This is a genomic window from Shewanella sp. Isolate7 (assembly GCF_022398425.1).
Lineage (GTDB): Bacteria > Pseudomonadota > Gammaproteobacteria > Enterobacterales > Shewanellaceae > Shewanella.
In genome coordinates this window covers 27,321-49,854 of record NZ_JAKEVJ010000013.1, presented here as the reverse complement: position 1 = coordinate 49,854, position 22,534 = coordinate 27,321, and the positions used below count along the sequence as shown (strand labels likewise).

The following is a 22,534-nucleotide window of genomic DNA, read 5'->3' as shown; positions in this document are numbered from 1 at the left end:
GGAAATGTGGGGCACAAATCATCCGTAGCATGGCTTCAAAACGGCGTTTCCTTCGATTTATTATCACCATAGCGCGAAAACAGCTTTACGTTTTAAAGAAACTGGCGCGGCGCTAAATTCATGCCCCATACTTAAGTGGGCTAAACGCCAAAATCATCCATAGACCAACAAACAATTTCAGCCGAAATAATCGCCATTATTGCCTTTGAACAGCTTGTGATATAATCGTCGGCCGATTTTTATAAAATGGATTAAAAAATAGTAACTTAATGAGAATTCTCCTGCTGATTCTATACTGTGTATCGCTACTGACGGCTTGTCAGGGCGAGCGTGTGGAACCAGCAAAAGTGGTTGAGACCCAGCCCAAAACCCAGCTCAATGTCGGCACCCTCTACGGCGCGCAGATCTATGTGACCACGGGTCAGGGACTCGCTGGCTTCGACTATGAGATGGCGGAACGTTTTGCCGAGCATCAGGGTCTCACGCTCAACATGCAGCCCTACCCCACCATAGGCGATCTCTACCAGGCGATGCGAAATGGTGAGATCGATCTGATCGCCGCCGGACTCGCTGATACCCAGAGCCGCCGAGAACAATTCAGGCTGGGGCCGCCGCTCTACTATGTTAATCAGGTACTGGTCTACAAACAGGGCGCCAAATACCCGACAGATGTGAGTCAGCTGGACGATAACATCACCGTGGTTTCAGACTCTTCCTTTATCGAGACCCTGGCCGAGCTGCAAAAACTCTACCCCGAGCTGGTGTGGGATCAGCAAGGCGACAAGGACAGCGAAGAGCTGCTGGCGATGATCGCCCGCGACGAGATCAGCTACACCATTGCCGATTCGACCACCTTCGAGATCAACCGCCGCTACATGCCGGAACTCAGGGCCGGCCCGGTTCTGCGTGAAGGCCAGGCCGTGGTCTGGCTGCTGCCCCCCAACGGCAGCGATCAGCTGATGAGCGACTTGCTGAGTTTTTGGCACCAGGAGAAGCGGGCCGGCACCCTGGCCCATCTCAACGAGAAGTATTTTGCCCATGTGAAGCGTTTCGACTATGTGGACACCCGTGCCTTCCTAAGGGCCATCGACAGCAGGCTGCCCAAGTATCGCGACAACTTTGTCGAATACGCAGGTGACCTCGACTGGCGTAAGCTGGCGGCCACCGCCTATCAGGAGTCCCATTGGAACCCCAACGCCCGCTCACCCACCGGGGTACGCGGCATGATGATGCTTACCCTGCCCACGGCCAAGCAGATGGGGATCGACAACCGTCTGGATCCAGAGCAGAGCATACGTGGCGGCGCCAAATACCTGAGCGACATTCTCAATCGCCTGCCGGAGTCGATTCCCGACAATCAACGCATGTGGTTTGCGCTGGCTTCCTACAACATAGGCTATGGCCATGTGGAAGATGCCCGCAAGCTGGCGCAGTCTATGGGACTAAACCCAAGTGCCTGGCGGGATTTGAAGAAAGTATTGCCCCTGCTGCAGAAGCGCAAATACTACAAGCAGACGCGCTATGGCTATGCCCGCGGCAGCGAGGCGGTCCACTATGTGGATAACATCAGACGCTACTACGACACCCTGGTTTGGATTGACAATCAGAATCAACAGTTACAAGATGAAATGGTGGAAACGCAACAAACGGCCGAAAAACAATCACAAAGCAAGGTTTCAGCGAGTCAGCCCGAATAAAGAGGTAAAGCTTGTGATAGAGATAGCGCAGCGGCCTAATGGAGGTTCATTATGAGAAAAAAAGCCTTAAATAATCTGTCTTCACGTAGAAGAACTTTGCTTAAAATACGCCACCAGCATACGATTAACAGGCAGAAACAGTACTTCACTTTTATTAAGCATCCCGATAACGACAATCAACCGGGCTAAAAAATTGAGTGACCGACAAATAAAAACAAGGGCTATTGCCCTTGTTTTTTTTCTGCCATCTTCAACGCCTTCTTCTCCTGACGCCGCCGACGAAAGAAGGCGCTGAGCTGCTCGCCGCACTCCTCGGCCAGCACGCCTGAGGTCACGGTTAACTGATGATTGAAGGCGCTGCTACGCACCAGATCCACCACACTCCCCGCCGCGCCCGTCTTGAGATCGGCCGCGCCATACACCAAACGCGCGATCCTGGCATGCACCATGGCACCGGCGCACATGGCGCAGGGCTCTAAGGTCACATAGAGGGTAGTATCGAGCAGACGATAGTTCTCCACCGCCTGACCCGCGGCGCGAATGCACTCCATCTCGGCGTGGGCACTGGCATCATGACGACAGATGCTGAGGTTAAAGCCTGTAGCTATCACTCTATCGTCTTTCACCAATAGCGCGCCCACGGGGACCTCCCCCCGCGACTCGGCCTCGGCGGCCAGTGCCATTGCTTGACGCATATAGGCTTCATCTTTTACCGCCTGCTGCTCCAGCCTGGCTTGCTCTTCTACTGCCTTACTCATCTGCTCTCTATTACTTAGGTTCACTCGGCCAGTTTTTAAGGGTGATGTTTTTGCCTGAGCCTACCGGCTAGGCCAATAATGTCACTCAAATAAAAATCCACCTTCATAGAAGGTGGCTTTGATTGGCCCCCTATAAGGGGGCTTATTTATTAATCTACGTTCAATTGTAATTGACGCTCAGCCTGGCATTTCAGCTATTTTCTAAGATCTGATTGGCTATTTATAACCAGCCCTACTCCCACTCTATTACCAATAGAACAATAAATAAATTATAAAACAATACCTTGAAGAACAACCCAATCAAAAAACCATGAAAAATTCCATACATGGTAAAAACGCTCAAAATGTTGGGTTAGCCATCTTCAGATGGCCAACTCACCCGCATTACCATCACAAACATCCAGCTCTACCAAGAGGCCTCGGGCGGCTTTTACAAAGCATCTTTCGCCAAGAGCTGCATGTTGAGACGCCCCCCCCGGACACGCCAAACACCATTTCTGTGTTCACGACAGCAACAGTCACAGCATTTTCACCGGTGCACATAGACCCGCTAGCCCTTCGTGCCAGCTTCGAACAGCTGGTCGCACTTGAAACTAAGTTTATGTGCCTGACCCACTGCGGGCCGGTGCAGCCAACGGCCGAGAATATCTGGCAGTTACTGGCATCACTGGATGCCTTTGTCGCCATCGCCGAACTACACGGCAGACCTGCAACAGGCCCACGCCTAGCTGGCAACAGATGCCGACCTCAACACCTAAGGACTTGAAGTCTGGCTGGACAAATCCAAGTCACTCTAAATCTATTAAGGTCCCGAAAAAGCTGCTGTCCGGGTAACCAAGCACTCTGATAGCAGCATTTTCATCAATAATGACCTCGACCTCGTTAGCGTCTTCTGGCGCCTCCCTAGGAATTCTGCCCCCCTCCAGGTAAATTAATTCCTGATTTGACGAGCCTCTCCACCGAAGATTCGTATCCCTTAGAGAAGAAGAGTAGCGACCGGTTATCATCAAGTCACAATGTTCTCTGAGCAACGCCCAATCCCTGCGTTTTACGAGCTCACTATACGTAAAACCGGTATATAAAACCGTAGAGCAGCCCGAGGAGCGCCTGATAGACCTTAATAACCAACGTGTGTTTGGTGCCTGTTGTAGAGGCTCACCTCCAAGTAGGGTTATGCCATCAATATCCCTGTATTGAAGAATGTCATCCAATAATTGCTCCCGATGTATCAATTGTTCAGGCTCAAATGACCACATCTGCTGATTCCAGCATCCTTCACAAGCTAACGAACAACCCTGGAGCCAAATAACGTAACGTTTACCAGGGCCATATATATGGCTTTCTGGTTCAATATGGGCAACGTTGAAGTATTCGCCGTAATCTTTGGCCACGGCTACACCATCCGGGTCAGAACCAGCTGAATCTGGCCTTTACTATTGGTGGTTTCCTTAACGGAGTAGCCCTGGGATTTAGCCTTGGCAATGGCTTGCTGGCGAGTAGTTTCAACCCTGGCTTTACGTTCTTCCTCAAGGCGGATTCGTTCCTGCTTAGCCAGTTTTTCCAGATGCTTTTCATAAGCAGATTCGTAAGCACCACTCACATCAGTCAGAAATCTGGAAACCTTGATATAACCCTTTTCTGAAAAGCGATCGACGGTACGACCTGCATACTCATCTGAATCATGCATCATTACCCAACGATCTCGCTCAAACCGAAATAGCTGGCGGCCGTTGTAATCACTACGATTCGTTAGAATATCCCCAATCTGAAGTCGATTGCGCTGAACAAGATCAACATCACTTGAAGTGACTCTTTGTGGTTCAGCCCCAACCGCTGTCAGAGCCTCCATCAGCACTTCTTCTATTACAAATGGCGTAGCGGTTTTGATTACAGCACTCATCAGGATTTCCCCCTGAGCGACTGAACCCGAGCCGTTTGTTGAGGCTGCTGCTGATGATATTCATCGGTCTTCTTGACGCTGCTGACGACACCTTCCAGATTGAGTAATTCATCCAGCGCCTCCAGGCAGCTTTCACCCTTGAATCCGCTGGTTTTGGCGCTAATGGCTCCGTCGTCATCAATCGTCAGGGTAATTTTCTGTTCAGGCATTGGCGGACTCCTTGTCGCATACAATTTTTGCGCTCAAACGTTCAGCATCCTGTCTGGCCTGATTAATCTGATCAGTATCAAATACCACCAGATAACGATTCTGCTGATATTTACGCAGTTCCGTTCCTTCTACGGGCAGCTCTTCTGATGGCCACAGGAATTGGTTTTCAGCAGCTGTATTACCTTTCAGACCGAGCTGCTTGGCAAAGGCATCAGATGCTTGTTTCGGCTGATATACAAACGATGAACCGTGTTCATTCAGTGCTTTTTCTGCTCGCTCCTGTTCAGCTCTGCTGTTATCCAGTGCTTTTTGAGCCTCCAGGATATCACGCTCGATTTTCTTCAGGCCTTGTTCACGGTCAGCGAAGCAGCCTTCAAAAGCTTTATAGTGCTTATTCCAAACCTTATCTTTAACAGATTTTTTCCAAGCATTTGCCTGATCGAGAGTCATATCAAGGATTGCCTGACGTTTGGAATCTTTAGATTCAGAATCGCCTACCAAAGCTGAATTCAATTGCTCATCAGTGAGTCTTTCTGCTGCTGACGTCCAATTTTCACAAAATATCTGATCAACGTTGGCTCTACGATCAGAAAGCCCATTTCGCAGTTTCTCAAGATCGGAAGCTATCTCTTTAGTAAAGGCTGCATTCTCGTCTGCTTTTTTCTGAAGACTCAAGTGCCGTTGTTCCCAGCGCTGGTTTTGCTCGGCTTTATCTAACTCCTGTTCAGTGTCGGAACCACGCTTGCGAACTATATCCTGCAAGGACTCTAATTGCTGACGATGCAGCTCTCGCTCTGCCGGTGTAGCCTTGGTAACAGACCAATTTTTGAGTGTATCGATTTCCTGATTCAGGGATTTCACCGACTGTCCCTGCCCGAGCAAGAACCCTTTGATAAAGCCTCTTAACTTGTCAGCGATACTTGCTTGCTGTTGGTCGATTTTGGACTGGGCATTAGTGAGCACTTCAAGACGTTGCTGCCAATCTTTTTCTGCTTTTTCCCAGTCCTGATACAAGGCATCCGGCTTTGCAGCCTCAGGGCAATAGGGCGGGTGCACCACCACGTCATAATCAATAAAGTGGGCCAGTTGGCTGCGTTGCCAAGCAGTCACCCTAGATGCCAGCTGTTCGGCTCTATCATTCCGGAAGCTGTCAATGTCCTGAGTGTTGATATCCTCAAGTTCAATTTCACGAACCTTTGCAACCGCACATTCCTGATCAGGTTGGTCGGCGAAACGAAGTAGCTGCTGATCTGAACATTCGCCCATCGCCGTTTCGGATTGATACTGCCAGGCTGCCTCTTCAAAAGCCAGATCGTAGGCTTGTTCAAGTTTTTGGCTTTGCTGTGCAGATAGCTTTAAGCACCAGTTGGCAACAGCAAAGTCGGTTCTACATGGTAGTAACCAGTTGCCATCACTAGACAACAAAAGAGATGGAATTTGGTTATCGGTAAGCGCTACACCAGCACGAGCCTGTCTTGCTATTTCATTGGAATGAGTCCCCAGCAGCAAACGCCAGCTCTTGCCGGAAGCACTAAAGCCGGAATGAGTAGCTGCTTGCAGATGCGCCAGCGTATCGCTCAGGTAATCGTGTAAGGTGCCGCATAGCTGATGCGAGTGGTTGGTAACAACCGCGCCATCCGGATGCTGAACGCTGGATTGCTGCTGGTTCTGTTGCAGGTATTCCTCATTGCTATTTTCCCAGAACAGTTTGCAGAAGCTGCGGAAACTGTCATCGATCTGCTGACGCTCCAGCTGGATTCCCCAGGCAGGTTGATCAGCAGATACCAAAGGCTGACCAGACATCAACAGTAGCCCTTGAGCCTGAGTGGTGGAGTGATCTACCAGCACCAAAGTACCTTGCTGGCTCACACCCGTGCGAATCAGACAACGACCAGACAGGGTATCAATCGCCACCTTATTGGCGTTTTTCTCACCCAACAGCAGATAAATACGAATGCCTTTTTCTGCCTGCTCTTTGATGGCCTGAATCAGAAATTCGTCTTTCAGTTGCTCACAGGCAATCAGCAGGGTCAGACGAGCCATGGAGATAATCCGGCTGAGAAACTCACTATTCCGCATCGGCAAAACGCTACTGAAGTCTGCATCAGATGCCTGTTTGCTGAACAAAGCCGGTAAATGCTCGTGCTGGTAATCGATTCGAAATTGTTCCTGACGAGGTACGATCCGTGTCATCAGAGAGCCTCCGCTACTGTGTTATTGATCTGGTCTTGCAAGTATCGAGGCAGCTCAGCCTCTTCTTTCGGAGTGAAGGTCGGTGAGCCATCAACAATAAATCGGCCACCACTCTCACGAATAAAATCAAGCCCGCTGCTGCATTCCCAGCACCAGGTATGCTCCGTACCGACCAGAATCCAGTAGCGACCGTGGTTATCATTTTGCTTTTGCAGAATTTCGCGCGACCAGCTGTCTGGCAGTTCTGCTTCTTTTCCGTGCTGCCTATCCAGCGTCAACAGCAAGCCATCAGCATCAGTAAAATAAGCAGCCACTGAATTCAGGTTGCGGCTCTGACGTGGGGTATGTACATAACGATCTGAATAGATGAAGTGTTCGATATATTCACCACCTGTCAGCTGTTGCAATAACTCACCAAGATCCAGTAGATCATTATTTACCAAGCTGATTGGCATCCGTAACTTGCGGCTTCTGGACGAAGTGAGATCCGCCATTGCGGCAACATGCCAATAAGCCTGCGGCTGACTTTCGCGTGAAATTTCTGACAGCAAGGACTGTTGTTCTTTAAGTGGTAACTCAAAGTCATTCAATGCAATATGATCCAGCCATTGTGCCTGATTTTTACGAGCCTCTATCGATGAGTGGTACTTTCTGCTGTAGAAGTCTTCCAACCAGAAACGATGCCAATCTTCAGCATCAGCTTGGTCAGCTGGTTGAATGGGAATATGCTTAGCCTGAACTGACTTAAACCAACCTATAACAGTTGAAAGACCCGAACAATTCAAGCTACCGATCTGTAATTTCTGGACAGCGGATGGATAACGCTGAATCGACTCCAGAGATGCCTCCAAGCGACGGTCTTCAATCAACCAATCGCCGTCGAATTCTCCGGCAATAGCCGCCATGACATCGTTCAGGCGATCACCAAAATCGTCAATGGAGAGAGCCAGATCTTCTGGGCGTGAGCCGGTTTTGTTCTGTTTGAATTGCAACATATCCAACTGGCCTTTTAGGCTGACTAGCGACAGCGAAAAGTCGAGCGTCCATTCAAGCTCAATCTGTGCTGATTTTTCGGGCGAGCAAATCACTTCGGGTTCGAGCGATGCCAGCTGCAGGCTGTAATGCATTGGCTCAGTCTTGTTACGATCGACAAAGGACTCTTCCAGAACGTTCAGCTGTAGAGGCTGCTTTACTTGGAATTCTGACCGAGCTGCGTCCGCTCCTTTTTTCCAGCCTTTCATATTGGGATCAAAGAACGCCGTATCTCGCTGCATCAAGACCGGACGAGTTCTCAGCAACGGATCATCATCTGTGTACCAGATATGATAAAGACCTCGCTCTTTAGCTTCGAACAAGCCGCTATCTATAACTTGCTGGCCTTTATCCGAGATGCCTGATTCATCCCACAGCGCTTCCCGTTTTAGATACACCTTCAGTCGAGAAGGCATATCAGCAGGATTGTTCTGAACGCCCTTTAACAAGGACACCAGATCGGGGCGCTTCCGCAAAAACGTACATCTGGCGATGATGGGAAAGCGTTTCAGCTGAACGGTTCTGCTGAGCGTTAAGGCTAGCGAGCCTGCTTTACTATCAGCATGTTTGCCAGGACTGGATTGATTAGCAGCCTCTCCTGGAGTATTCCCTTTATGTTCCGCTAACGACTTCATTCTGTTGTTTTTATTGCCACTCATTAATGAGACTTCCCTTTCTTACCTGCATGATGGTGCGACTGTTTTGGGCTACTTGCAGTCGAAGCACAGCAGGATTCTGCGAGTTTCTTTAGCTCCAGCGTACGGGAACGCTGAGAGAAATATTCATGATGCCCAACAATCACTAACTGATAGCAGGCACGGGTAATGGAGACGTTAAGGCGGTTAGGTGAGTCCATAAATCCATCACGCTGGGTATTCACCATCGACAAGAACACCACATCCGCTTCCTGACCCTGGAAGTAATCCACCGTCGCCAACTTGATCGATATGCCTTTGAAATTAAACCGTGCATAACGATTGGCATTACCCGGCAGCTTTTGAAGGGCTTCCCGCAGGGCTTTTTCCTGACCTTTGTAGAAGGTCAAAATCGCAACGTCGAAGGCTTCGTCTTTTTTGTTTTTGCTTTTTCCTTCAGCCCAAGCACAAAACGCCTTCAGCTCTGTTATCAGAGCCTGCGTTTCTTGTTTATTGCTATTGCCCCTGGTTTCTCCCCGAGTATCCAGCCAGATATTACGAGACTTATACCTTGTGTATTGCCATGCCCGGTCAGAAGCTGTTTTACCGCCATCCTTTAAAACACCTTGTTGGTAAAATTGCTGTCGAGGGAATGCCGATATATCCGGATGCATCCGATGTTGATAGGTCAGCGTCGTATAGCGTTGGGATTTTTCAGAAGCATCAAAACCCTGATTCAAGGTCGTTGGATCGTCGCTCTTGCGTTTAACCAGTCCATCCCCCGATAGTGCCTCCAGAATCGACGGGAAAGCAATATTTTTGAGTACATGAATTCGGCCATCAGCTGATACTGACTTGGGGAAAAGCCGTTCCAGAGTATCTTCCAGATAACCGGTTTTCTGCTTCTGGTTGGTGGATAACCGCAGCCAGTACTCGCGCTCCAGACGCCAGCACACTTCTTCCGACCATTTAGTGCTGTCGATACGGTCGAGCAACTCTTTATGAACCTGAACGGTATCCTTGTATTCAGAGGTTTTAACTTTGAACGACTTACAGCCAGTTCCCGAAACCTTATGCTGCGCCGCTTGGGACGTGCGGCACCAATCGGGATGCAGTACCAGCATATCGTCAGGAATCCAGCCAGTCAGTTCCCCCAGACAGCTTTCTTCGATAAAAAGTAAATTGTGGCTATATAGCTGTTCAGGATTCAGCTGAATCTGTTTCAAGCCAACCATGTGGCTATTTGCATCACGTCCCGCGTTTGCCATTACGACCAACAGGTTATCCAGGCCCTTGGCAAGTTTTGACAGCGAAGTACGTGTTCGAATTTCTGCAACCAATGCACTTGCAACGTCACGGGTAACAGGCACCGACACTGGATGGGAATAGAGATTCCAATGGTCACCTCGCAGCTCCTCCAGCAGGAAGCAGGCTTGCTGGACTGCAGCAGGAAGGTTCTGACCGGGTATTTTACCTTTTGGTGGAACCAGCATCAGATTATCGAGGTTGGCGACGATCTGCTCACGATCAGTGAACGGCGATAGCTGACGCACGTCGCCTACCAATACCCAGCGTTTGGCGAAGCGGGCAGGCACCAGGAATTCCTGAAAAGTGGTTTTACTGCACTCGTCGATGATCATCACATCAAACGGTGGCTCGCCAGTATCCAGCGACACCTCGCGATCATTGAACAGTCTCAGAATACCGATGGTAGTACCGCAAACCAGATTGGAAGAATCTACCATCAGCTGCTTGCTGAGCTGATCACACCCGTGGATTTTCTGAAGACCGCTGAGCATATTATCGAACTGGAATTCTTCAACACCGATGGCATTGTTTTCATCACCGATGCGCAACGGAAAGATCTGTGCCGACAGCGCTGGGTTTTCCTTGATCCGCTCCAGCACATTGTTGATCGCGGCATGGGTCGAAGCTGACAACAGAACACGCTTTCCCTGCAACACGAGCTGCATGATCAGTTCAAGAATGGTGGTAGTTTTACCTGTCCCTGGCGGGCCATCCAGAATGGTGAAGTCCTCATTCGCCAGGGCCTTGGCGACAAATTCGCGCTGACGATCACAACCATCAAAGTTTGGATCCGTCAGTACTGTCCAACTGGACTCGGGAATTTGCTGCGGCTGAACGTCTGGCCAACGGACTTGCCCACGTTTCTGCAGCATATGAACCAGCGGCCAATGGCCTACTGAAGGGCGATTCATCAACTGATTGATGGCATCCTTCTGGCGTTTGAGCTGGCTGGTGTCTACGCTGACACGAATCTCAGTCGTTTTTCCCTGTTGGGATGGATATTCGCTGTTCCAGTTTTTCTTGCCTTTGATATTTCTGGCCAGCAGGATCTGGCGCTCTCCTTGACGTGCTTTAAGCACACGAAAACCGTTATCAAATTTTCGTTCAGTCGAGTCTAGAATCTTGATGTTTTGGTTATCACCAAAGAAGTAATCCAAATCGGATCTACCGGTATCTTCGCCGCCTTCTTTCTCGATCAGCTGAATCCATTTTTCTTCGACTTTGGCAGACTCCACTGTCCAGGATAGCTGAGGAAAAGCGGAGCATTTCAGAACATCAGAATCCTTCAGTTGTTCCGTTCCTCGACTCTCGAGTACCAGAACTTGGCTTTTGTCCTTCTGATCCCCCTTTGTGGCAAGGCTTTCAACCTTCAAATCCCAGTGTTCACTTTGCAGAGAGTGCTCCTGACATTGAAAGTGACCACAACTCAGCCTTGCCAGTTGCTTACTGGTAATGTCGTCCAGCTTATGACCGTCGACCTGAGGCTGTAACTCTGAAAACAGCAACCAACTATTACCTTCGGATTTGGCTTGCCATTGCTTAAGCCTGGATTCGTCCAATCCAGTGATCAAAGTGAAAGGTGTGTCTTGCCCGCCAATGGACAGTTTGCTACCGGCTTTCACATGGCCTTGCACAGTCAGCCCAGCACCATTTTGCTGCATCACTTTACATAGTTGGCCATCAATATAAACAGAGTCCAGCTTGTCAATTTGAACAGCCAGTGGACGCAGTTCCAGCTGATAACCGCTCCATGAGATAGGATCATCGTCTAATTCAAGGTCAGGCAAATACAGCTGATGATCCGAGGCGCTATAACCATCGTTGGGGATATCTGTCTCTCGTCGTCCTTTACCTTTGCCTTGTCGAATAGGGTCGTCCTCATCCGGGTCAAAATCAGCATCGGGTAGCTCTCCATCAACGGTGAGAATTTCAAACCAGCCTTGCTTACCAGCCACAACTTCAATTTCGCTCACTGGCAACAGTTGCCAGATCAGTTTGTCAGGCTTGAGCTGATAGCGCTTGTTGGCGACAGGCTTCCATTCGCAGCTGACTTCCTTGTTCTCCAGTGCCTTGATGCTGTTATTCAGGTAATGCATAAACGGCATCAGGACACTGTTGGTCTGGCTGGCCAGTTTGGCAGCCTTGAAGCCTTGCTGTTCAAGGGCAGTAAAAAACGGGTTTTCCATAACAAGCTATCCAGATTATTTTTTCACGAAAGGGTTTTCGCCTTCCTGTTTGAGACGGGGCTTTTTACTGCTGGAAAGATCCAGAGCTTCTGGCTCGGCAGAACTGGCAGCCACAGCGCGCCCCTTGGCCCAGGCACGGGTATCCTGAATCATTTCCGCCATAGTTAAAGACAGTGGAGAGGTGGCCTGAATGGCCTTGAGGATATCGTCCTTGTTTAACTGGTGGCCTTCGTCAAAAGCCAGAAACATGGCTTCCTTAACGGCTTCTTCCAGTTCAGCACCAGTAAAGCCCTTGCTGGCAATCGCGAGTTCATCCAGTTCCGCATGCGAAAAATCATTCAGCCGATTTCGGCGTTTCAGATGAATAGAGATAATGTCTTTGCGATCCTGCCGCACCGGCAGATCGACAAAGAATATTTCATCGACACGACCTTTGCGTAGCAACTCTGGTGGTAATTGGGCGATATGGTTGGCAGTCGCGACCACAAACACCGGTTTTTCCTTTTCCTGCATCCAGGTCAGGAAGGTACCCAGCACCCGAGACGTAGTGCCGCCATCGCTTGCACCGGAGCTCTGCAGGCCTGACAGGCCTTTTTCAATTTCATCAACCCAGAGAATACTGGGCGCCAGTGCTTCGGCAGTTTGTAGTGCCGAACGGATGTTAGCCTCCGACTGCCCCACAATACCGCCGTAGATTTTACCCATGTCCAGACGCAACAACGGCAGCTGCCAGGCATTGGCCACTGCTTTGGCGGCCAGGCTTTTACCTGTGCCCGGCAAACCCAGCAGCAACACCCCTCGCGGAGTTTCCAAGCCAAATTCACGAGCATGTTCGCTAAACGACTGACGACGGCGGTTCAGCCAGGACTTGAGGTTGTCCAGGCCGCCAATATCGTCGAGCGTGGCTTTCGGATGAAAGTATTCCAGATGTCCGCTCTTGCGAATCACCTGCTCCTTTTCTTTAACGATAAAAGGGATTTCAGATTCGGTGAGACGTCTGAACTGGCAAGCAGCCTTTGAGAAAGCCAATTGTGCCTCACTGGTGGACAAACCCAGCGCAGACTCGATCAGAGCGGATGACTCCTGATAATCTCTGTCATCCAATTCATAGCGCTGCTTGGCCTGAAGCATAAGAGTTTTCAGATCATCGGCATCCGGCAATGGCATTTCCATCACCTGTACCTCTTTCTCCAATTCTGGAGGCAGCAAAGGAGTAGGCTGGGATAACACAACAGTGACGTTATTGATTTCACGGCTGGCAACGGCGATCGCAAATGCACGCAAGCGGCTGATCAGGGTGTGCTCATTCAGGAAATGATGGAAGTCTTCCAGAAGCAAGATGAATTCAGATTGGTCTTGCGAAGATTCAACCAGCCACTCCAGAGCTTCCTGAGGCTGTTCACCCTCATCCTCCGATTCCCAGGAATCGTCTTCGAAATCGTATTTTCTCAAGCCCTGCGGCATGTTCCATACGTAGAGGTCTCTGTTCAGGTCTGTAGCTACCTGAATGCAGCAAGCGCGAATACGCAAGGTTTCGTGACTGATGATTTGAATAACCGGTGCCGCTGTTTCCGTATTTAGCTTGAACAAATCCCTAAATGTCACTGTCTAACCTCCATGTTGAATTGCTAGTAACTAAAACTCATGCCAGATGCATATAAGTATTAAATATATCAAGTCTTCGCCAGAACCCAGGTGGAGCTTCTGGCCCTGACCCGCTGTAAATAATCCGCACAGACTGATCCCGCCGCAATAATCGGCCCCTGTTCATCCAGCACTGGGATACCCTCCAGATGAGCGAGAAATGGCGTCAGCATACTGTTGGCCATGCTGTAATACTCACCGGCCAGCCACTAAATCTGGCTCAGCTGCTGTTCAACAATCGCAATAGAGCCACGAGCCGAAAGTTGATAAAGGAGGGTGCGCTCCGGGCGATAGCGCACATGCAGCGGTGCGCCGACACTCGGGCTGGCTTCCCAGCCAACCGGCAACGGCAACGGCAACATGTTTGCATCCTTACGAAGTTATTACAGGCTCAGGTTAGCACGTTGAGCAGGGCACCCTATAATTCCGTCTACCAGGCGGCATAGAACCTGCCGTTGCCAGCCAGTACCGGTCACTCCCACTCGATGGTTGCAGGTGGCTTACCTGAGATATCGTAAACCACGCGAGAGATGCCGTCGATCTCATTGATGATACGATTTGAGACTCTGCCGAGGAAATCGTATGGCAGATGTGCCCAATGGGCCGTCATGAAGTCGATGGTTTCTACCGCACGCAGCGATACCACCCAGTCATACTTACGACCATCACCCATCACGCCTACACTGCGAACCGGCAGGAAGACGGTAAAGGCCTGGCTCACCTTGTTGTACAGGTCGGCCTTGTGCAGCTCTTCAATGAAGATAGCATCGGCGCGGCGCAGTAGATCACAGTACTCTTTCTTCACTTCACCCAGTACACGTACCCCCAGGCCTGGGCCAGGGAATGGGTGACGGTAGAGCATGTTGTAAGGCAGGCCGAGTTCTAGACCTATCTTACGCACCTCATCCTTAAACAGCTCACGCAGCGGCTCGACCAGACCCAGCTCCATATCATCCGGCAGACCGCCGACGTTATGGTGTGACTTAATCACGTGCGCCTTGCCTGTTGCACTGCCCGCCGATTCGATAACATCCGGGTAAATGGTACCCTGTGCCAGCCACTTGGCGTTAACACACTTGCGCGACTCTTCATCGAAGATATCGACAAACACCTTACCGATGATCTTACGCTTGGCTTCTGGGTCGGCCTCGCCTGCTAAGGCATCGAGGAAACGTGACTCGGCATCGACGTGAACTATGTTGAGACCGAAGTGGTCGCCAAACATCTCGAGGACCTGGTCGGCCTCGTTCAGACGCAGCAGACCGTTGTCGACAAACACACAGGTCAGCTTGCTGCCGATGGCACGGTGTAGCAGCATGGCCACCACCGAAGAGTCGACACCACCTGACAGACCCAGGATAACCTCGTCATCACCCACCTGCTCCTTGATGCGAGCAACCGCGTCTTCGATGATAGAAGCCGGCTTCCAGTTAGCCTCACACTGACAGATGTCCAGGGCGAAATGCTCCAGCATACGCTTGCCCTGACGGGTGTGGGTCACCTCTGGGTGGAACTGTACGCCGTAGAAGCGCTTCTCTTCGTTAGCCATGGCCGCATAAGGACAGGTATCTGTCTTAGCAACTGTCACGAAACCTTCAGGGATCTCAGAGACCTTGTCACCATGGCTCATCCATACGTCCAGCAACGCCTTGCCGCTGTCGCTGACCGCATCTTCGATGCTCTTGAACAGCTCTGAAGCCGCCTGAACTTCAACCTGGGCATAGCCGAACTCACCTTCGCCAATGCCTTGAATTACCTTGCCGCCCAGCTGTTCTGACATGGTCTGCATGCCATAGCAGATGCCGAGTACAGGCACGCCAGCGTTAAACACATATTCAGGGGCACGAGGCGAGTTGTCGGCGGTGACGCTCTCTGGGCCACCGGCCAAAATAATACCGTTAGGCGCAAAGGCTTTGATCTGCTCTTCAGACACATCCCAGGCCCAAAGCTCACAGTAAACACCGATCTCACGGATTCGGCGGGCAATTAATTGCGTGTACTGAGATCCAAAATCGAGGATAAGGATCTTATGATCATGAATGTTGCTCATGCTTTACCTTTTATCTTTCAGATTTTTCGCCAATGTCATTTAGTAAGACCTGGCTTAAGAAAAGGCAGTGTATTTTTCAATGACACTGCCTGATTTCAATAATTAAGAACCGCTGCGATAGTTAGGGGCTTCTTTGCTGATGGTCACGTCGTGAACGTGGGACTCACCCATACCCGCCGAGGTTACCTTCACAAATTCCGCTTTCTCATTAAGATCTTTAATGGTAGGACAACCTGTGAGGCCCATGCATGAACGTAGGCCGCCCATGTACTGGTGGATGATCTCCTTAAGCTTACCCTTGTAAGGTACGCGACCTTCGATACCCTCGGGTACCAGCTTGTCGGCAGCGTTATCGCTTTGGAAGTAACGGTCAGAAGAACCTTGTGTCATGGCGCCCAATGAGCCCATGCCGCGGTATGACTTGTAGGCACGGCCGTTGTATAGCTCGGTTTCACCTGGTGCCTCGTCGGTACCAGCAAACATAGAGCCCGCCATGATACATGACGCACCGGCTGCCAGCGCCTTAGCCAGGTCACCAGAGAAGCGGATGCCACCATCGGCGATAACAGGGATATCTAAGTGCTTAACCGCAGCGGCCGCATCAGAAACGGCAGTGATCTGCGGTACGCCCACACCGGTAACGATACGAGTAGTACAGATAGAGCCAGGACCGATACCCACCTTAACCGCGTTCACACCGGCTTCGACCAGTGCCAGGGCACCTTCTGCCGTGGCCACGTTACCGCCCACGATCTGAAGATCTGGGTACTTGGCGCGGGTGTCACGAATACGCTGCAATACGCCTTCAGAATGACCGTGAGATGAATCGATAAGCAGCACGTCGATACCGGCTTTTACCAGCGCATCGACACGCTCTTCATTACCGGCACCGGCACCTACAGCCGCACCCACACGTAAGCGACCTAACTCATCCTTACAGGCGTTAGGCTTACGCTCGGCTTTTTGGAAATCTTTAACTGTGATAAGGCCCTTGAGACGGAAGTCACCATCGACAACCAGAACTTTCTCGACGCGGTGAGCGTGCATCAACTTCTGCACTTCATCCAGCGGCGTGCCTTCAGGCACTGTCACCAGACGCTCTTTCGGTGTCATCACCTTGTCGACGGTACGAGACCAGTCGGTGATGAAACGTACGTCACGACCCGTGATGATACCCACCAACTCATTGGCTTCGTCAATCACTGGGTAACCGGCAAAGCCGTTCTTCTCCGTAAGCGCTTTAAGCTGCTCAAGTGTCGTATTAGGCATGACCGTTACAGGTTGCTGAACGATACCCGCTTCATAGATCTTTACCTGGCGAACTTGCTCGGCCTGCTGCTCTATGCTCATATTTTTATGGATGAAACCAATACCACCTTCCTGTGCCATGGCGATGGCAAGACGCGCTTCAGTCACGGTATCCATGGCTGCAGACACGATAGGCATATTGAGTTCGATCTTTTGGGTTAAACGAGTCTTAAGAACGGCAGTGTTAGGGAGTACGGTCGAGTGTGCAGGAACAAGCAACACATCATCAAAGGTTAGTGCTTCTTTTTTTAAACGTAGCATGGCAACATCTCCCCATGTAGGTGATATAAGAGGTAAAATATTGCGGCGGGATTATACCTTGCATATTGGGTGTGGTAAATGGAAAATAGTAAAAAAGTCGCTTCAGTAGCAAAATATCTATGAAAATGCCGAAAAATAATGTTTACACCGTATCGCGCCTCAATGGAGAAGTGCGGCAATTACTCGAAGGTGAACTGGGTAAAGTCTGGCTCGAAGCAGAAATATCCAATTTTTCGGCCCCCAGCTCAGGCCACTGGTATCTCACCCTAAAAGACAACTACGCCCAGATCCGCGCCGCCATGTTTAAGGGGCGCAATCGTGCGGTCACCTTCCGCCCGGCCAATGGCCAGCAGGTATTGGTCAAGGGCGCCATCAGCGTCTATGAACCCAGAGGCGACTATCAGCTGATCATAGAATCCATGCTCCCCGCCGGCGATGGTTTACTGGCGCAGCAGTATGAAGCCCTCAAGATGAAGCTGGCCGCCGAGGGCCTGTTTGCCGCCGACACCAAACGCCCGCTACCAGAAAACATCCAACGCATCGGGGTGATCACCTCTGCTACCGGCGCCGCCATCAGAGACGTGCTCCATGTCTTGCAAAGACGCGACCCTTCTATCGAGGTGATCATCTACCCCAGCCAGGTACAGGGCGAACACGCCGACAAGTCGCTAATCCATGCCATCATGCAGGCCAACGACCGGATGGAAGTGGATGTGCTGCTGCTCACTCGTGGCGGCGGTTCCCTAGAAGATCTCTGGTGTTTCAACAGCGAGGCCCTGGCCCACACCATCTATAACAGCGCCCTGCCCGTGGTCTCGGCGGTGGGCCATGAGGTGGACACCACCATCAGCGACTTTGTCGCCGATCTACGCGCCCCTACCCCTTCTGCCGCGGCTGAACTACTGTCTCAGGATGCGCTCAGCAAGGCCGATAAACTCAAGATGGCCATGACACGCCTCAAGCAGGGTTGGCAGCACTATGGGCTAAAACAGGCCCAGCGTTTCAGCCAGCTGCACCATAGACTAGAGCGACAAGACCCTAAGCGCCGCCTAGAGCAGTATGAGCAGAGATTCGACGAGCTGCAGCTCAGGCTAAATGCCGCATTAACCGCCAAGCTGCACAAGTTAGAGCGTCACCAGCAATCCCTGCACGCCAGATTAAATCAGGTTTCCCCCAGTCATCAGCTCGCCCTGGCATCGAGCCGCCTGAGCCACCAGAGTCAAAGGCTGCACGGTGCCATGCAGGCCAAGCTCAAGACGGCGGAAAAGTCGCTGCAATATGCCGCTCACCAACTGGAAACCGTCAGCCCACTGGCGACCCTGAGCCGTGGCTATAGCATCACCCTAGACGCACAGGGCAAGGTGCTGCACAGCACTCAAGATGTCAGCACAGGCGATCGCCTCACCACTAAGCTGGTCGATGGCGAGGTGCAATCGACGGTAGTTTTACCTCAACTCCGGATAATTTAAGTCTCTCAGCACGGCTCTTTCAGCGCCTAACGTCGTTAAAATCAACGCAATAGACCTGCTATTGTCTGATGATTTTGCCTCGTTTTGCATCTAAAATAGCCGCACTGAGTAATGAGATAATATTTCTACGCTACAAATCAATGAATTGTAGCCTTTCTTATCCCGAGTTCAGGTTAATAAACTCACATAAAAAACGCCCTTGCGGGCGTTAAAATGAGTATTTAGCAAAAAATCCAAGGCCTATTTTCTCAGGCCGACCGGCACCATGATGTGCGCGTAAGGTGTGCCCTTCCACATCACGTAGGGGCCACCGGCGTAAGGGTCGATTGGCAGACTGTCGAGCAAGGCAGGATCCGGCATGATAATCATCAGGTGCGGCCCCTCGACAATCCACTGATTATCGGCGGTTTCGCCCTCGGCGTAGGGTTCGGTATTGCTCGCGCCACCATCACCGGCCAGCATATAGGAAATCCCCACTGCTTTGGCCTGAAACGGCTTCTTATTCATCCAGGCGTCGGCCCACTCCATCCAGGGCCCATCCATACACATAGGCGCCGTACCTTGCAGACTAGGCGGGGTCGGGAAACAGGTATAGTCGACACTACCCTTTTGCAGGACATTATTGTCCCAGTCCATCACTGTAACCTTATCCCTCAGGGTCGGCGGCGCGGCATTGAGTGCGTCTTCGAGTAAGGCCCGTTTATCTGCAGCCTGGGCGGCACCAGCCAAGAGAGCCAGCGTGGCGGCAAGCAGCAGGGCTTGTTGGTGTTTCATAACACTATCCTCAGGTGAGTTAAACTACCTTAATTACTGCACTCTTGAGTATAGTCGGCATCCCTATAAAGGCTCGGCTTGCTTGCAATAAGCAGTTTATAAGTCCAAATATTGGAGAGTAAGCAGGATAAAACACCGAGACAACAAAAAGGCCAGCACTAGGCTGACCTTTTTAGTGAGGCTGAGAAAATTATACTAATCACAGTAAATATGTGATCAGAAATAGCGCAGGAAAAACGCTTGAGAACAAAGCAGGATTTTTAGATAAGTAGTTATTCTACAATTAAAAATACTAATACAGTTATCGAGCGTTTTAACAAGCTAGAATGATCAATTGTTTATTACGATTGGTATTACTTCTTCTTGTCCTTGATATGGCTCATCATGCGCTTACGACGGCGCTCCTGGCTCACGGTGAGCTTCTTGGTGTTGAGCCCTTCGAATGGGTTGCCGCCTTCCTGGAAGCGTACCTGAATCGGCGTACCCATCACCTTGAGAGATCGACGGTAGTAGTTCATCATGAAGCGCTTATAGGAATCGGGCAGCTTCTTCACCTGGTTACCATGGATAACCACGATAGGCGGGTTATATCCACCGGCGTGAGCGTATTTAAGCTTAACGCGGCGACCGTTAACCAGAGGCGGCTGGTGATCGTCCTGGGCCATCTGCATGATACGGGTCAGCATAGAGGTGCTCACACGGCGCGTGGCGCTCTCGTAGGCTTCCTCTACCGACTCGAACAGGTGTCCAACACCCGTGCCGTGTAGCGCCGAGATAAAGTGAATGCGGGCGAAGTCGATAAAGCCAAGACGACGGTCAAGCTCGCTCTTCACGCGCTCCTTCACGTCCTGATCGATACCGTCCCACTTGTTGACCGCGATCACCAAGGCGCGACCTGCGTTCAGGGCAAAGCCCAGCAGGCCAAGATCTTGCTCGGCGATCCCCTCGCGGGCATCGACCACCAGCAGCACCACGTTGGCATCTTCGACCGCCTTGAGGGTCTTGATCACCGAGAATTTCTCGACGGTTTCGTGCACCTTGCTGCGACGACGCACACCCGCGGTGTCGATGATCACATACTCCTGACCATCGCGCTCCAGCGGAATATAGATGCTGTCGCGAGTCGTACCCGGCTCGTCATAAACCACGACGCGCTCTTCACCCAGGATGCGGTTAGTCAGGGTCGACTTACCCACGTTGGGCTTGCCGATAATCGCCAGCTTGATCGGCAGATCCTGCAGGCGCTGCTGCTCGGCCTCGGCCTCTTCCTCTGTGTACTGACGCTCGTCGGCTTCCTCTTCGCCTTCACCTTCACGGTTCAGGCCCATGGCCTCGGCGTAGGGGGTCAGCGCGTATTCGATCATGTTGGTCACACCGCGCCCCTGGGCGGCGGCCATCTGGTATACCTCACCCAGGCCCAAGGCCCAAAACTCGCCACAGGCAGAGTCGGCGTCGATACCATCAACCTTGTTGGCCACCACGAAGGTGGTCTTCTCGCGGCGACGCAGATGCTCGGCAATCGCCTCGTCGGCGGCCGTCAGACCCGCGCGGGCGTCGGTGAGAAACAGTACCACATCGGCTTCTTCGATCGCCGCCAGCGACTGCTCGGCCATGCGGGTCTCGATCCCCTCTTCGGTACCATCGATACCGCCGGTATCCACCACGATAAATTCGTAACCAGACAGATGTGCACGACCATACTTACGATCCCGAGTCAGACCTGGGTAGTCAGCTACCAAGGCGTCTCTGGTGCGCGTAAGACGATTGAACAGGGTCGACTTACCTACGTTTGGTCGGCCTACCAGGGCCACAACTGGAATCATTTTTTTGCCTCTAATCTACAAATCTATCTGAATATCTTAAATAAAAAGCCCCCAGCACAAGGTCCAGGGGCTTTAAAAACTGTTAAAGCTCGCCTTAGGGAAGCGTAATTCTTGCTACCTTGCCGCCACGACTCTGGACGTAGATCTTATCATCTATTACCAGTGGCTGGCTAAATAAACCTGAACTATCCACGTCGACGCGGCCAACCAGCTTGCCAGAGGTGCGATCGATGAAATGCAGATAGCCTTCGAAGTCACCCACCACCAAGTAGTCTTTGAAGACGACAGGTGAGGTTAGCTCGCGGTTGGTCAGTTCGCTGTTGCTCCAGCTTTCCAGGCCGTTGCGCTTATCGACGGCATAGATGCGACCATGGTCATCCACCAGGTAGAGGTTCAGACCGGCAGAAGCCAACTCGTTGAAGCTGGAATATTTACGGCTCCAGACGACACGTCCGCTGCGCAGCTCCATCGACACTAGGTTACCGTTATAGCTCACCGCATAGATGTTCTCGCCCACGATAAGCGGCTTCATATCCACGTCGGCCATACGGGTAAACTCGTTACCGCCCTTAGGTGTATAGATAGGCTGCTCCCAGGCGGCCTGACCATTGCTTTTCACCACGACAGCTACCTTGCCATCGGCTGTGCCGACGAAGAAGCCACCGGCCTCATAGGCGGCCGAGCCTGTGCCCCTCAGGGTCAGGGTGGGCAGCTTGCTCTCATAAACCCAGAGCTTCTCGCCATCATCGACGTTATAGGCTTCCAGGCCACCGGTACTTGTGTGTACCACGACCACATCTTCGCCTACGGTAGGCGCCGACAGCAGCTCACCACCGGCGGTCACATGCCAGACCATCTCGCCGGTTTCGGCATCGACGGCGCCCAGCAGGCCACTCTCACCACCGAAGAACACCTTGTTACGGGCAGCGGTAATACCAGAAGAGAGGCGTGCGCCCTTGTTCTTAGACAAGGCGCCTTCCTTAAACCAGGAGCTGATATCCAATGACCAGACCTGCTCGCCGCTGGCTTCGTCGTAGGCGGTCACTTCGCCGTAACGATCCATGACGAACAACTTGCCGTAACGCACGGCAGGACGGATCTTAGAGTAATAATCACCGACACCACTGCCGACGGAAGCACTCCAGCTCACCTCGGGAAAGACACTCGCTTCGATCTGCGGCAGCGGACTTACCGGCTCTTCTTCAACATCGTTGGAAGAACAGGCCGACAACAACCCCAGGCTCAAGCTGCAAGCCAGTAATGTTTTGCACCAAGACTTCATGGGC

16 protein-coding genes are annotated in these 22,534 nt (G+C 51.5%); 2 read left to right on the top strand and 14 right to left on the bottom strand.

Features of this window, described 5'->3' with window-relative positions; all coding sequences use genetic code 11:
• Positions 1–269 precede the first annotated feature (269 nt).
• The gene (gene mltF, locus L1D47_RS04900; protein WP_239882798.1) at positions 270–1,697 is read left to right on the top strand and encodes a membrane-bound lytic murein transglycosylase MltF; all 1,428 of its coding nucleotides are present in this window, start codon (positions 270–272) and stop codon (positions 1,695–1,697) included.
• Between the two features lie 221 nt (positions 1,698–1,918).
• Here mltF and tadA read toward each other — a convergent pair whose 3' ends face one another.
• The 11 genes from tadA to guaB form a co-directional block, all read right to left on the bottom strand.
• A complete protein-coding gene (tadA, locus tag L1D47_RS04895; RefSeq protein ID WP_239882797.1) occupies positions 1,919–2,455 on the bottom strand; it encodes a tRNA adenosine(34) deaminase TadA in 537 nt (178 codons plus the stop codon).
• A 788-nt stretch (positions 2,456–3,243) separates the two neighbouring features.
• Entirely contained in the window at positions 3,244–3,846 is a 603-nt protein-coding gene (locus tag L1D47_RS04890; protein WP_239882796.1) for a 4Fe-4S single cluster domain-containing protein, read from the bottom strand.
• A 2-nt stretch (positions 3,847–3,848) separates the two neighbouring features.
• Complete coding sequence (locus L1D47_RS04885; protein ID WP_239882795.1) at positions 3,849–4,355, bottom strand: hypothetical protein; 507 nt, start codon at positions 4,353–4,355, stop codon at positions 3,849–3,851.
• Positions 4,355–4,564, bottom strand: coding sequence for a DUF2997 domain-containing protein (locus L1D47_RS04880; protein WP_239882794.1), 210 nt, complete (start codon positions 4,562–4,564; stop codon positions 4,355–4,357). Before L1D47_RS04880 ends, L1D47_RS04885 begins: the two co-directional genes overlap by 1 nt.
• Positions 4,557–6,758, bottom strand: a complete 2,202-nt coding sequence (locus L1D47_RS04875) for a hypothetical protein (protein WP_239882793.1) — start codon at positions 6,756–6,758, stop codon at positions 4,557–4,559. The genes L1D47_RS04880 and L1D47_RS04875 overlap by 8 nt, the downstream gene beginning before the upstream one ends.
• Positions 6,758–8,449 carry a hypothetical protein gene (locus L1D47_RS04870; RefSeq protein WP_239882792.1) on the bottom strand — a complete coding sequence of 564 codons (1,692 nt, stop codon included), beginning with the start codon at positions 8,447–8,449 and terminating at the stop codon, positions 6,758–6,760. The genes L1D47_RS04875 and L1D47_RS04870 overlap by 1 nt, the downstream gene beginning before the upstream one ends.
• A complete protein-coding gene (locus tag L1D47_RS04865) occupies positions 8,449–11,919 on the bottom strand; it encodes an AAA domain-containing protein (protein WP_239882791.1) in 3,471 nt (1,156 codons plus the stop codon). The genes L1D47_RS04870 and L1D47_RS04865 overlap by 1 nt, the downstream gene beginning before the upstream one ends.
• Before the next feature lie 15 nt (positions 11,920–11,934).
• On the bottom strand, positions 11,935–13,524 hold the full coding sequence (locus tag L1D47_RS04860) for an AAA family ATPase (RefSeq protein ID WP_239882790.1): 1,590 nt from the start codon (positions 13,522–13,524) through the stop codon (positions 11,935–11,937).
• Between the two features lie 248 nt (positions 13,525–13,772).
• A complete protein-coding gene (locus L1D47_RS04855) occupies positions 13,773–13,925 on the bottom strand; it encodes a hypothetical protein (RefSeq protein ID WP_239882789.1) in 153 nt (50 codons plus the stop codon).
• 110 nt (positions 13,926–14,035) lie between these two features.
• Positions 14,036–15,613 carry a glutamine-hydrolyzing GMP synthase gene (gene guaA / locus L1D47_RS04850; protein WP_041510585.1) on the bottom strand — a complete coding sequence of 526 codons (1,578 nt, stop codon included), beginning with the start codon at positions 15,611–15,613 and terminating at the stop codon, positions 14,036–14,038.
• A gap of 102 nt (positions 15,614–15,715) precedes the next feature.
• On the bottom strand, positions 15,716–17,182 hold the full coding sequence (guaB, locus tag L1D47_RS04845; RefSeq protein WP_239882788.1) for an IMP dehydrogenase: 1,467 nt from the start codon (positions 17,180–17,182) through the stop codon (positions 15,716–15,718).
• 119 nt (positions 17,183–17,301) lie between these two features.
• Here guaB and xseA point away from each other — a divergent pair, with 119 nt between their 5' ends.
• Positions 17,302–18,651, top strand: coding sequence for an exodeoxyribonuclease VII large subunit (xseA, locus tag L1D47_RS04840; protein ID WP_239882787.1), 1,350 nt, complete (start codon positions 17,302–17,304; stop codon positions 18,649–18,651).
• A 240-nt stretch (positions 18,652–18,891) separates the two neighbouring features.
• Here xseA and L1D47_RS04835 read toward each other — a convergent pair whose 3' ends face one another.
• The 3 genes from L1D47_RS04835 to bamB all read right to left on the bottom strand — a co-directional run bounded on the left by L1D47_RS04835 (position 18,892) and on the right by bamB (position 22,530).
• The gene (locus L1D47_RS04835; protein WP_239882786.1) at positions 18,892–19,425 is read right to left on the bottom strand and encodes a hypothetical protein; all 534 of its coding nucleotides are present in this window, start codon (positions 19,423–19,425) and stop codon (positions 18,892–18,894) included.
• Between the two features lie 353 nt (positions 19,426–19,778).
• Positions 19,779–21,248 (bottom strand): ribosome biogenesis GTPase Der, encoded by a 1,470-nt coding sequence (der, locus tag L1D47_RS04830; protein ID WP_239850017.1) that lies wholly within the window; start codon positions 21,246–21,248, stop codon positions 19,779–19,781.
• A gap of 94 nt (positions 21,249–21,342) precedes the next feature.
• Positions 21,343–22,530, bottom strand: a complete 1,188-nt coding sequence (gene bamB, locus L1D47_RS04825) for an outer membrane protein assembly factor BamB (RefSeq protein WP_239882785.1) — start codon at positions 22,528–22,530, stop codon at positions 21,343–21,345.
• Between the last annotated feature and the right edge of the window lie 4 nt (positions 22,531–22,534).